Genomic DNA, 11,596 nt, shown 5'->3' on the forward strand with positions numbered 1-11,596 from the left:
CAAATATACACTTTCAAACAAATATGTGTAAAGATTATTAAATGATTTCACCGATAGGGTGATGATTTCACTGATTGGTAACAGGAAATTAACCTTGAAGTTGGGATTACACCGATTTAGTAAGGAATGATTTCACTGATTATTTTGAACGGTGATTTGCTTGATTAAAGGATTTCATGATTGAGAATTGAGACGCATTTCATCCTTTAATCTTTAAATCAGGTGAATCATGGTTCAGACAAAAATCTACTCCCACTTAAATGTCTTCACCGCCACAGCATAGATCCCGATGAACCAGGCACCCAATATCAACAGTTGATGGGTAACATCACCTATTCCGGCTCCTTCAAAGGCGACTTCGCGCATGGCATCGTTTAAATAGGTGAGCGGAAGGATCTTGCTTATAGCCTGCAACCATGACGGGAACGCTGTTACCGAGAAAAAGGTGCCGGACAACAGGAACTGAGGCATAGTAATGATATTCGAGATAGGCGGTACACTACTCTCGTTTTTCGCAATGCCTGATATCACAAAGCCAAAGCCCATGAATATAATAAGGCCTATTGATGCCAGTATCAGCATATTAAGTACCGTCACTACTCCGTGGATCAGCGTAAAGCCAAACCAATAGTGGCCAACTAAAATGATAAACAATGCGCCAAGTAATGAAAATACCAAACGTGCCAACGCTTCGCCTAAAACAATGCTGTATTTTTTTACCGGTGTAGCGAAAAAACGTTTGATAACTAATGTTAACCTTAAACTTAAAAATACGAACGCAGTACCAAATACGCCGCTGCTTAACAAGGAGAACCCTAACATACCCGGCAGCAGGAAATCGATGTATTTATACTCTCTGCCTTTGATGGTGGTTTCGCGAACTTCGGTTACTGCAGGAGGAGCGTTATTGCCGTAGCTATTGATTTCATAGGAAATTGTAGTAAGCAATGATTTAAAAACCCCGCCCTTTTGTGCCGATGCGTTGGAGTATTTAACATTCAGTGTATAAGGCGGACGGCTATTATTCTTTTGGATATCAATAATTGCCGCAATATCGCCCCGTGAAAGGCTGGTAGCCATCTGGGCAGTGGTTTTATCCCTGATGAGATGAACTATCGGATTTTTTTTCAAAGCGTTATAAACCGGGCCTGTGGTGTCACAAGTTTTGGCTACAGCAACATCAACACTTATACTGCTGCTGCCAATGTTGGCAAAAACGGTAATAAATATCAGTGGGAAAGCCAGGCTAAACACCACCGCCGATGGGCTGCGGATAATAGAACGAAAGCTGGCTTTGGCAATAGCCATGGTTGCATTAAAGTTGCTGTATGGTTTTTTTGAGGGGTTCATTAGTTCAGTGGTTCAACAGATTGTTCATAGTTAATGGTTCATAGTTCATAGCCGGAGGCTTGTCACTTTGCGATTGGCGGTTAACTTACTGTCAACTGCTCACTCGCAACTGCCAACTTCTTCCTATCCTTCCCGCCATTCCTTACCCGTCATGTTGATGAAAACATCTTCAAGGTTGGCCAGCTTTACCTGCTTCTTGCGTTCGAAGCCAGAGGCTACCAACTCATCAATAAAGTGGTTGGGTGTATCGATGCCGATGATGTGGCCACCGTCAACAAAAGCAACGCGGTCGCAAAGCTCTTCGGCTTCGTCCATGTAGTGGGTGGTAATTACAACAGTGGTGCCTGCATCCCGAATTTCGCGGATCAAATCCCATAGGTTACGGCGAGCCTGTGGGTCAAGGCCGGTGGTAGGTTCATCTAAAAATATGATGCGGGGATTGTTGATCAGCGTCGTAGCGATAGAAAAACGCTGTTTTTGTCCGCCGGAAAGTTCCTTGTATTTTGATTTCGCCTTATCGGTTAATGCCACCTTTTCAAGCATCTCCATTGGCGTTTTGTCGATACCATATAATCCGCAAAAAAGTTTTATCAACTCTGACAGGTTCAGGTTGGGATAATATCCTGCAGCTTGTAGTTGTACACCTATTACCTGCTTAATTTCATCGGCATCGGTTTCTACGTTAAAACCGTCAACGGTAATCTCGCCTGATGTTTTATCCCGCAGGGTCTCTATTACCTCCAGCGTGGTAGTTTTCCCGGCGCCGTTAGGCCCAAGGAGGCCAAAGATCTCGCCTTCGTAAACTTCAAAGCTTATGCCCTTTACAGCGGTAAAATCATCATATTTTTTTACCAGGTTTTTTACGGTTATAATAGGTTTTTCTGCCATGCTGTAAAAATGCAACGGATTAATGAAATATCAATGAGTTTTTAAGGGAAATGACACAAATGTTTATGTCGTTATAATCAATTGTCATTGCAATTAGCTGGTAAGCCGGTTACAATGACAAAGGTATTGTTTTACGAAATCATATGACCGATTGAATGAAGTATGGACGTCAAATGTTCAGCAGCTTTTAATGCCAGGTGAATGAGTTGTATTGCGAGTAAAGTTTTCATAATAACGATTGATTTATGGCACAAATTTGCTATGAGAATGAGTTTTTGCATAGCGATATTAGGCGAAGAGGGCTAAAATGTCGGTGAAATATCGGCCGTCGTCGCCGAATATGGGCGAATTTAAGGTGGTGATTAAAAACTATCGGTAGAATATCTATACCTTTAGAAAACGAAACAATTCAACCTGTAATTACCTTAAAATAAGCCAGTCATGAAAACGCTATTTATTATTTTACTCTCAGCAATTGCCTTATCATCCTGCCACGTATCTGTTAAAGAACATATCGGCGACAATGATTCCACAGCCACAAAAACCTATAAAGTGCCCGACGACAGCGCCATAACCAAAGCCGTACACGATGCTTATATGGCGATCAGTTTTAAGGAGGGAGAGAAACCAAGATATAGCGAGATCGGTAATTATTTTATCCCGGAGGCACAGCTGATCAATTTTCGTACAGATACACCGCAGATTGTAGATATTAAACATTTCATCGATCCTTTATATAAGGGCTTTGTGGAAACCAATCACATAAAGCTATTTTATGAAGAAGAATTGTTTGGCCGCACCGAGCAATTTGGCCGGGTGGCGCATCGCATCAGCACCTATGTTACTTACTTAAATACAAAGGATAAACCGGAGGAAAGAGGGGTGAATAGCTTCCAATTGATAAAGGTAAAGGGTGTTTGGAAGGTTTCGAGTATTATTTGGGATGTGGAGAAGCCTACGCTGAAGGTGCCGGAGTATTATCTGAAGAAATAATCCAAAAGCAAAACTTGCGAAGTTTTTAAAACTTCGCAAGTTTTGGAGGTTTTAATTCTTCATCAAATTAATAAAATCATCAAATAAATACCGGCTGTCATGCGGGCCAGGAGATGATTCCGGGTGATATTGTACCGAGAACGCTTTTTTACCTTTTACGCGGATTCCCTCGATAGATTGATCATTCAGGTTAACGTGCGTGATCTCTACCTTGTCAGATGCTCTTACAGCTTCAGGCACTACACCGAAACCATGATTTTGCGAAGTTACCTCACAATGGTCAATGATCACATTTTTTACCGGGTGATTTAAACCCCTGTGACCGTTAAACATTTTTATAGTTGGAATATCATTTGCTAAAGCCAACAACTGGTGACCAAGGCAAATCCCAAACATCGGCTTTTCAGATGCCAGTACTTTTTTTACGGTCTCAACTGCATAAGGCATAGCCGACGGATCACCAGGGCCATTTGAGATAAAGTAGCCGGTAGGGGCAAAGTCCTGTTCCATTTCTTCGAAGGTGGTTTTTGCAGGGTAAACCTTTGCATAAACGTCACGGTCGTCAAAATTGCGGAGGATGTTTTTCTTAACGCCTAAGTCAAGCACCGCAACACGGTAAGCCGCATCTTCGTTTCCGAACGTATAAGTTTCAGTTGTGGATACCTTTGAAGAAAGTTCCAATCCGTCCATTGAAGGTACTTCGGCAAGCTTGGCTTTTAATTCTTCAAGATCCAGTATTTCTGAAGAGATAATGGCGTTCATCGCACCCTTATCACGGATATGCCTTACCAGTTGACGGGTATCGATATCAGAGATCCCAACAATATTTTGCTCCTGGAAATAATCCTGGATAGATTCATTAGCCTGCTTGCGGCTGTAAGCGATGTTGTAGTTCTTACAAACAAGGCCGGCAATCTGGATGTGCCCCGATTCCACTTCCTTATCAGCAATGCCGTAGTTACCGATGTGTGCATTGGTTGTAACCATGATCTGGCCGAAGTAGGATGGATCGGTAAAGATCTCCTGGTAGCCGGTCATGCCGGTGTTGAAGCAGATCTCGCCGGTGGTGGTTCCCATTTTCCCGGCAGCTTTTCCATAAAAAACAGTTCCGTCAGCCAGTAATAATACCGCAGGTAATTTGGTGAAATATGTCATTATCTAAAAAAATTGAATGATTAAAAATCCGGTTTGCCTGGTACAGCGCTCCGTGAAAACAGATTGAAAAATTGAAGTGGGTTACTTCTGGATTCACGCCGCAAAAGTATAACAAAATCACGAATTTCACTAATTAAAAACAAAGGAATTTTATGAATTGATTGAATTAATATTAGCAGACATTGAAAGCAATTCGTGAAATTCGAAATAATTAGTGAAATTCGTCCCGTCCAAAACTATAACCCATGTCAACACATAAAGAGGTTAAAAGAATTACCACGCATATTTTGCAGGAAATGAAGAACCGTGGCGAGAAGATCGCCATGCTAACTGCCTATGATTACTCCATGGCGGCCATCGTTGATGAAGCGGGAGTGGATATTATACTGGTGGGTGATTCTGCTTCAAACGTAATGGCCGGCCATGAAACCACGCTGCCGATTACATTGGATCAAATGATCTATCATGCCTCATCAGTAGTTCGCGCTGCAAAACGTGCGTTGGTTATTGTCGATTTGCCGTTTGGCTCGTACCAGGGCAACTCAAAGGAGGCGCTAAATTCTGCTATCCGGATCATGAAGGAATCAGGCGCCCACGGCGTAAAAATGGAAGGCGGCGTTGAAATTGCTGAATCTGTTACCCGCATCCTTACAGCCGGTATCCCGGTGATGGGCCATTTGGGCTTAACACCGCAATCTATCTATAAGTTCGGAACTTACACGGTAAGGGCTAAGGAAGAAGCCGAAGCGCAAAAATTGCGGGACGATGCTTTAAAGCTGCAGGAACTTGGGTGCTTTGGCATCGTTTTGGAAAAGATCCCGGCCAAATTAGCTAAAGAAGTAAGTGAAAGTATTAACATCCCTACCATAGGTATAGGTGCCGGCCAAAATTGCGACGGGCAGGTATTGGTGATCCATGATATGCTGGGCATAAACAAGGGCTTTAAACCACGCTTTTTACGCCAATACGCAAATTTGCATGAAATAATGTATGGCGCCTTTCAGAACTATGTAAGCGATATAAAGGCAAAAACCTTCCCTAACGAGAAGGAGGAGTACTAATTAGTTCATGGGTAATAGTTGATGGTTCATAGCCGCTGCAATTGCTGCTTTTACTATCAACCCTGTTTCTTCCATGAACTATGAACCATCAACCATGAACTAATCCATGTCCAAAGTCAACATAAAATATATTAACCACGAGATTACCGACGATGATGTCCTTTATGAGGATAATCATTTGATCGCTATTAATAAGCGGGCAGGTGATATTGTGCAGGTTGATGATACGGGTGATGAGTCATTGGATGATAAGGTTAAGAAATACATCGCCACAAAATATAACAAACCCAATGGCGCTTTTTTAGGCGTGGTACATAGATTGGACAGACCTGTTAGCGGCGTTATCCTGTTCGCTAAAACCAGCAAGGCACTGGAGCGGATCAACGCCATGTTTAAGGGCCGCGAAATGCACAAAACTTACTATGCCGTTGTAAGAACCCGTCCTCAACCCGAAGCAGGAAACCTGGTTCACTGGCTGGTAAAAAATCCGCAGAAAAATGTTACCAAGGCGCATGACAGGGAAGTAGTTGGCAGTTCCCGCTCTGAACTAAACTATAAAATGGTTTGCGAGCTTAACGGCTATTATTTAATTGAGGTGGATCCGATAACCGGCAGACCGCACCAGATCAGGGTGCAACTTTCAACCTTGGGCAGTCCGATCGTGGGTGACAATAAGTATGGCTATCCGCGTGGCAGCCTGCGCAAAAGTATCAGCCTGCATGCCCGCCGGCTGGAGTTCATCCATCCTATAAAAAAGGAACCTGTTGTAATTATTGCTCCCGTACCAAAAGATGGCTTTTGGGAGCGGTTTGAGGGGATGATGGTAGGAGAGTAGTCATTAGTCTCGAGTCAAAAGTCTCGAGTCAAAAGTCTTGAGTCAAAAGTTACGGTACAACTTCTTCCTCAAGACTTAGGACTTTCGACTTAACACTATTCATTTGTCAATATAACCTTCAAAGCTTTTTCTTTTGCTGCATTCCCAAAGGTATCGTATGCATCCATAACCTGATCTAACCTGAAATGGTGGGTGATCAGCTGATTGGGCTGTAATTTTTTTGATTGAACAGTTTTTAAAAGCATGGGTGTAGTTACAGTATCAACCAGCCTTGTAGTAATGGTGATGTTTTTCGACCATAAAGTTTCCAGGTGGATGGTTGCACTTTTACCGTGAACGCCAATATTTGCGATCCTGCCGCCCGGGGCTATTATTTCCTGGCATAATTCAAAGGTTGCCGGTACGCCAACGGCTTCAATAGCCACATCAACTCCTCTTCCATCTGTAAGGCTCATTATCTTGTTTACAGCATCTTCATGTGCGCTGTTAATGGTTTGGGTTGCGCCAAAAGTTTTTGCAACACCCAGGCGGTTGTCGTCCTGGTCTATCATAATAATTTCGGCAGGCGAGTAAAATTGAGCAGTTAATAAAGCAGCTATGCCTATAGGGCCCGAACCTACAATTGCTATTGTATCGCCGGGTTTTACCTGTCCGTTTAATACGCCGCATTCAAAACCTGTGGGTAAAATGTCGCTGAGCATAACCAACGCTTCTTCATCGGCGCCTGTAGGAATCGGGTAAAGGCTGTTATCTGCATGCGGAATCCTTACATATTCAGCCTGTGTACCATCAATCAGGTGCCCTAAGATCCAGCCCCCGTTTGTACAGTGAGAATACATGCCTTTTTTACAATAATCACATTTGCCGCATGATGTTATGCACGAGATTAATACGTGATCGCCTTTCTTAAAGCTGCTTACAGCGCTTCCTACCTCTTCAATTATTCCAACGCCTTCGTGGCCTATTATCCTGCCGTCAGTAACTTCCGGAACATCACCTTTCATAATGTGCAGGTCAGTTCCGCATATGGTTGTTTTCAGAATTTTAACTATGGCGTCTGTCGGCTTTATTATAACAGGTTTAGGTTTATCTTCCCAGGCTTTTTTCCCTGGGCCATGATAAACCAACGCCTTCATTGTTTTTCCTGAACCGTTCGATATTGAATTTACATTGGGTTTGTCCGCAACCCCTTCCTGAATCAATGCTTCCATGATTTTGCCTTTAAGTATAAGTGATGATGAAGCAAAGTTGCAGGGATAACAGCCTTTATTAAATGACAGCGGTCACTATTGGTGGTGATGTTAATTAATTTCCTTTAAACTGCAGTCCATGCGCCTTCAGAATCCCGCCAATATCTACCTGCCATATATATTGATCTGTTGACACGGTTACACCCGCAGCATTCTGTTGATTACTAAAGTATAATGTTTTTAAATCGGGCGATAAGCGAGCTTCAACTCCAAATACTTTATCAGAGATTGCCTGCCTTAGGTCTATCGGTTCACCCCATCCGTTTGGAGTGTGGAAAACAATGAAAAGATCAGCAGTATGTGGCAATGCAGGCGGGCGACCTGAAGAAAAAATAAGAAAAGATTCATCAGGAGCAACAGCCGGATCAACATCGCCATAATTATCTACGCTGAACGATGGACGAACCGGCGTTTCGTATTTGCCGTTCCTGAACTGCGATCTGCGGATATGGAACCGCCCCGAGGTATCCGGCAACATAAAATAAATGCTGCCATCTGCTGTAACAGCCGGGCTAAATATAGAACTGTTTTGGTTGATGATCTCAGGTAATAACTCCGGTGTGCCCCAGCCTTTTTTTGTATGGGCCACCTTCCATAGGTTGCCACCGCTGCCGGGATAACTCTTCTTGCTCCAAAAGCCATCCAGTTTTGCTCCGCCGGGAGTTTTAGGGCGGCTTGAGGCAAATATTAAAAATTTGCCATCGGGCGAAAAGGCGGGTTCCAGGTTTTGAAAATCTCCGCTAAACGACGCCAGCACAGGCTCCGACCATTTGCGGCCTTTACGGTACGATACCATTATCGTAATACCCTTATCAGCAGCCTGCCCGAAATAAACGGCCTTGCCATCCGGCGAAAATGCCGGGGCGGCAGCACGCCTGACAACACCCGGGATTGGCCCCGGGGCAAAGAGAATGGCATCAGTTTGGATTTTGCTGGTATCAATGGATTGAAATCCTGTCTTACATGCGGCTTTCACCGACTCCATATTAAGTGAGATGATAACCAGAACGCAAATTAGCCTTACAGTATTTTTCATTTGATGGTAATTAGTTTGAAGGTGATTCCTAAATCTAACTACCGGATATTTTGAGACGATAAGAAACTATTTAAATAGGGTTGTTATTATATTTAATGGTTTAAGCGAATTATTCAATCAAAAAAATGGTAGCACATTAATAGGCCCTTTCGACCGTGAAATTTAACGATAGTAATACCCGTTCAAATTCAGATCGCATTTTATCAAATGATATACGTATGTTTTTTTAGTTAGTCATTTGTGGTAGCTAATTTAGCACACATGTAAAGGTAGGCACTGTTATAAATTAAATTATTGCTGCACCTCAATAATAATCTATATTCAAAAGAAGTTATAATCAACACTGTACCGGTTAATACGGGCGGAATTTTTATTTTTGCGGATATGGCCCTGATGAAAAAGAAATATTTTTTGCTCCTCTCTATAGTATTAATAGGCCTCGTAATTAATTCCTGTAAAAAAACGGGTCAAAATGCTATTCCTGCACTTTTTTCCGGAGGTTTCTGGCAATTGGCCTCCATAGAAACAACTACTTACACCGGTAATCAACAGCTGACAGATACCACCATCAATGATACCTGTGGGCAAATTTTTACCTTTAAACCCGACTTTACCTGCACGTACACAAATTTTAATTGTCTTACCCAATCATCCAGCGGAACCTGGTCGCTTACTCCCAATCAGCTTTATTTGAATGCTGATATGACTTGCGATAGTACTACCACAACCAAAACAAAACCATTCATAAATGCCCAGATCATAACTCTTGGCGTATATTCCATGGTGCTTAACACGGGCGATATTGCGCCAAATTATTCCTTAACTAAGCCGAGGAAGATTGTTAAGTATGGATTTATACGGCAAAAGACTACAACCGGCAATTAATTTTAACATCATCTTTCCGGGTAAGCAATTTTAATTTAGTAAAAATTAAAAACGTGTTTATTGCTATTTAAACCGCCAATTATTGGGATGGAATCGTTATATTTGGGCGATGTAACTGTGGTGTGTAACAAAAAAATTACCCAACAAAGGCGATTTGAACTGTTAGTTATACATTTACCTTACCATTAAAAAGTATACGATTTTAATGAAAAAAAGAATTGCCATTTTTGCTTCGGGGTCGGGATCAAATGCTCAAAAAATAATGGAGCATTTTAAACGCAGTGCAGAAGCCGAAGTTGTATTAGTGCTTACCAACAATCCACAGGCTTACGTATTACAGCGGTCTGATAACTTTGAAATCCCCTCTCACATTTTTACGCGCCAGGAATTTTATGAAACTGATGATGTGATCAGGCTTTTAAAGAATCTGCAGGTGGATTTGATAGTGCTTGCAGGTTTCCTTTGGCTGGTACCTGTTTCATTATTAAATGCATTTCCCAATAAAATCATCAATCTGCATCCCGCTTTGTTACCAAAGCATGGCGGTAAGGGTATGTATGGCGACCATGTTCACAAGGCAGCACTTGCTGCCGGGGACGAAGAATCTGGCATTACCATCCATTTTGTAAGCGATAAATTTGACGAGGGTGAGATCATCCATCAATCCAAATTTAAAATTGAACCTGACGATAACCTTGAAGTAGTAAAATTTAAAGGTCAGCAACTGGAGCACCAGCACTTTCCAAGAGTGATTGAAAGTCTGCTGAAGAAGATGAAGAGTTAGGGTTAATTAGAGACTAGAGATTAGTGATTAGTTGAAAAATTGGCAGGCCCTTTTAGTTTCAATTTTTGATAAAATTAAGAGAGGGCTATATTAAATTAACCCAAAGTCATTAATAAAAATCTATCTCCAGCAATTCTACTTCGCCATTTACTTCCTTTAACCCTAAACCATGGAAATTGAGCGTTTGCTGAATTGTTTTCAGGTTTGAGATATCCAGCGAGAGATCGTAACGATTAACGTCGATAATATTATCGGTGATGATTATTTTGGCACTGCCCTCAAGGTTAGTTGTTATATCTTTCAGCTGATAGCCAACTATCTCGAACTTTGGAAAATAGTCGTCAGAAAAGCTGCTGTGTCCCTTCTGCATCGACATAAATGAATGTAGTTTGGCGCTATCAGTTACCACGAGCTCATAATGTGGTTTCGTTACCTTGTTTACTTTAGCATCGAACTTTAAAGCATCCCCCATTAAAGATAGGATGAGGTTTTTCCTTGGCTTATTTGTAAGGAGCCAGTTCCTGTATTTTTTAAAAAGCGTGGTATCAAACTTACTGTTAAAATCTACAGTAATTCGACGTTTTAATTTAGTGGTATCGTTGGTGATTATGCGTGCCCGCCGTCCAAAGCCTGTTAGGTCTTCTAAAAGATCGCCGAGTTGAACATCACTTTTTGTTACGCTGATATAGTCACCGTTAGAATTTAAGGAACTTCCACCCGGCGACTGTTTTTGGGTTGTATCTGAATAGGTAATTGAAAATGAGAAAAACGGTTTTGCTTTAACCGTTTTTTTTACCGGAGCATCTGGTTTTGGCACTTCTTTGGCAACTGGTGCCACGTATTCATTTTTTACGATTTTTGACAAAATCTCGTCTGTTAGCTGTTCACCGGAGCCTGCCCATTTTACAATATTGTTTTTGTCGATGACTACACTATACGGGATGTAATCAACCCTAAAGTTTTTCATGGTGGTTTTGCTCGTATCAACTAAATTAAAACCGTGAACTTGCTTTTTAGTACGATCAAAAAAACGCTGAACAGTGGATAGTTTTTCTTCGGTCAGGATGGCGAAAACCACATCCTTACTTTGATAGGTGTCGGCCAGTTTATTAAAATGCGGAAAGTTAGCTATACAAGGTGCGCACCATGTAGCCCAAAAATCAATAACCAGGATTTTGCCCTTAGAAAAATCTTTTGGTGCTTGTTTGCCAACGTGTTGCTGAAAGTTTATTGCGGGAGCAGGTTGATTAAGCGGTAATTCGCCCGATTGCGCTTTTAGCAGGTTGGTAACTATTATAAAACAGAACGTGAATAAGGTAGATTTCATGCTTTTTTTGAGACAAGATTTAGTCAAATATA

General features: G+C 41.8%; 11 protein-coding genes. 5 read left to right on the forward strand and 6 right to left on the reverse strand.

Going from position 1 to position 11,596, the window contains the following annotated elements:
• Positions 1–246: 246 nt before the first annotated feature.
• Together KXD93_RS28590 and KXD93_RS28595 are read right to left on the reverse strand one after the other, a co-directional pair.
• Positions 247–1,350, reverse strand: coding sequence for an ABC transporter permease (locus KXD93_RS28590; RefSeq protein WP_258140986.1), 1,104 nt, complete (start codon positions 1,348–1,350; stop codon positions 247–249).
• Between the two features lie 123 nt (positions 1,351–1,473).
• On the reverse strand, positions 1,474–2,238 hold the full coding sequence (locus KXD93_RS28595; protein WP_258140987.1) for an ABC transporter ATP-binding protein: 765 nt from the start codon (positions 2,236–2,238) through the stop codon (positions 1,474–1,476).
• A 441-nt stretch (positions 2,239–2,679) separates the two neighbouring features.
• Here KXD93_RS28595 and KXD93_RS28600 point away from each other — a divergent pair, with 441 nt between their 5' ends.
• Positions 2,680–3,231, forward strand: coding sequence for a hypothetical protein (locus KXD93_RS28600; protein WP_258140988.1), 552 nt, complete (start codon positions 2,680–2,682; stop codon positions 3,229–3,231).
• A gap of 51 nt (positions 3,232–3,282) precedes the next feature.
• Here the strand turns inward: KXD93_RS28600 and carA are convergent, their stop codons facing one another.
• The gene (gene carA, locus KXD93_RS28605) at positions 3,283–4,386 is read right to left on the reverse strand and encodes a glutamine-hydrolyzing carbamoyl-phosphate synthase small subunit (RefSeq protein ID WP_258140989.1); all 1,104 of its coding nucleotides are present in this window, start codon (positions 4,384–4,386) and stop codon (positions 3,283–3,285) included.
• Between the two features lie 245 nt (positions 4,387–4,631).
• On the opposite strand from carA, the gene panB reads away from it, so the two are divergent.
• Positions 4,632–5,447 (forward strand): 3-methyl-2-oxobutanoate hydroxymethyltransferase, encoded by an 816-nt coding sequence (gene panB, locus KXD93_RS28610; RefSeq protein ID WP_258140990.1) that lies wholly within the window; start codon positions 4,632–4,634, stop codon positions 5,445–5,447.
• Between the two features lie 106 nt (positions 5,448–5,553).
• Positions 5,554–6,282 (forward strand): RluA family pseudouridine synthase, encoded by a 729-nt coding sequence (locus tag KXD93_RS28615; protein WP_258140991.1) that lies wholly within the window; start codon positions 5,554–5,556, stop codon positions 6,280–6,282.
• A 95-nt stretch (positions 6,283–6,377) separates the two neighbouring features.
• On the opposite strand, the gene KXD93_RS28620 is transcribed toward KXD93_RS28615, so the two are convergent.
• The gene (locus KXD93_RS28620) at positions 6,378–7,493 is read right to left on the reverse strand and encodes a zinc-dependent alcohol dehydrogenase family protein (RefSeq protein ID WP_258140992.1); all 1,116 of its coding nucleotides are present in this window, start codon (positions 7,491–7,493) and stop codon (positions 6,378–6,380) included.
• A 94-nt stretch (positions 7,494–7,587) separates the two neighbouring features.
• Complete coding sequence (locus tag KXD93_RS28625) at positions 7,588–8,568, reverse strand: TolB family protein (RefSeq protein WP_258140993.1); 981 nt, start codon at positions 8,566–8,568, stop codon at positions 7,588–7,590.
• A 393-nt stretch (positions 8,569–8,961) separates the two neighbouring features.
• On the opposite strand from KXD93_RS28625, the gene KXD93_RS28630 reads away from it, so the two are divergent.
• Entirely contained in the window at positions 8,962–9,453 is a 492-nt protein-coding gene (locus KXD93_RS28630) for a hypothetical protein (protein ID WP_258140994.1), read from the forward strand.
• A 205-nt stretch (positions 9,454–9,658) separates the two neighbouring features.
• Entirely contained in the window at positions 9,659–10,237 is a 579-nt protein-coding gene (gene purN / locus KXD93_RS28635; protein ID WP_258140995.1) for a phosphoribosylglycinamide formyltransferase, read from the forward strand.
• 109 nt (positions 10,238–10,346) lie between these two features.
• Here purN and KXD93_RS28640 read toward each other — a convergent pair whose 3' ends face one another.
• The gene (locus tag KXD93_RS28640) at positions 10,347–11,564 is read right to left on the reverse strand and encodes a TlpA family protein disulfide reductase (RefSeq protein WP_258140996.1); all 1,218 of its coding nucleotides are present in this window, start codon (positions 11,562–11,564) and stop codon (positions 10,347–10,349) included.
• Between the last annotated feature and the right edge of the window lie 32 nt (positions 11,565–11,596).

This window comes from Mucilaginibacter phenanthrenivorans, from assembly GCF_024721155.1.
GTDB lineage: Bacteria > Bacteroidota > Bacteroidia > Sphingobacteriales > Sphingobacteriaceae > Mucilaginibacter > Mucilaginibacter phenanthrenivorans.

Excerpts from the sequence above, each read along its gene's own strand:
- KXD93_RS28590 (WP_258140986.1), bottom strand. The coding sequence starts at position 1,350 with ATGAACCCCTCAAAAAAACCATACAGCAACTTTAATGCAACCATGGCT.
- carA (WP_258140989.1), bottom strand. The coding sequence starts at position 4,386 with ATGACATATTTCACCAAATTACCTGCGGTATTATTACTGGCTGACGGA.
- purN (WP_258140995.1), top strand. The coding sequence starts at position 9,659 with ATGAAAAAAAGAATTGCCATTTTTGCTTCGGGGTCGGGATCAAATGCT.
- KXD93_RS28620 (WP_258140992.1), bottom strand. The coding sequence starts at position 7,493 with ATGGAAGCATTGATTCAGGAAGGGGTTGCGGACAAACCCAATGTAAAT.
- KXD93_RS28595 (WP_258140987.1), bottom strand. The coding sequence starts at position 2,238 with ATGGCAGAAAAACCTATTATAACCGTAAAAAACCTGGTAAAAAAATAT.
- KXD93_RS28640 (WP_258140996.1), bottom strand. The coding sequence starts at position 11,564 with ATGAAATCTACCTTATTCACGTTCTGTTTTATAATAGTTACCAACCTG.
- KXD93_RS28630 (WP_258140994.1), top strand. The coding sequence starts at position 8,962 with ATGAAAAAGAAATATTTTTTGCTCCTCTCTATAGTATTAATAGGCCTC.
- KXD93_RS28625 (WP_258140993.1), bottom strand. The coding sequence starts at position 8,568 with ATGAAAAATACTGTAAGGCTAATTTGCGTTCTGGTTATCATCTCACTT.
- KXD93_RS28600 (WP_258140988.1), top strand. The coding sequence starts at position 2,680 with ATGAAAACGCTATTTATTATTTTACTCTCAGCAATTGCCTTATCATCC.
- panB (WP_258140990.1), top strand. The coding sequence starts at position 4,632 with ATGTCAACACATAAAGAGGTTAAAAGAATTACCACGCATATTTTGCAG.
- KXD93_RS28615 (WP_258140991.1), top strand. The coding sequence starts at position 5,554 with ATGTCCAAAGTCAACATAAAATATATTAACCACGAGATTACCGACGAT.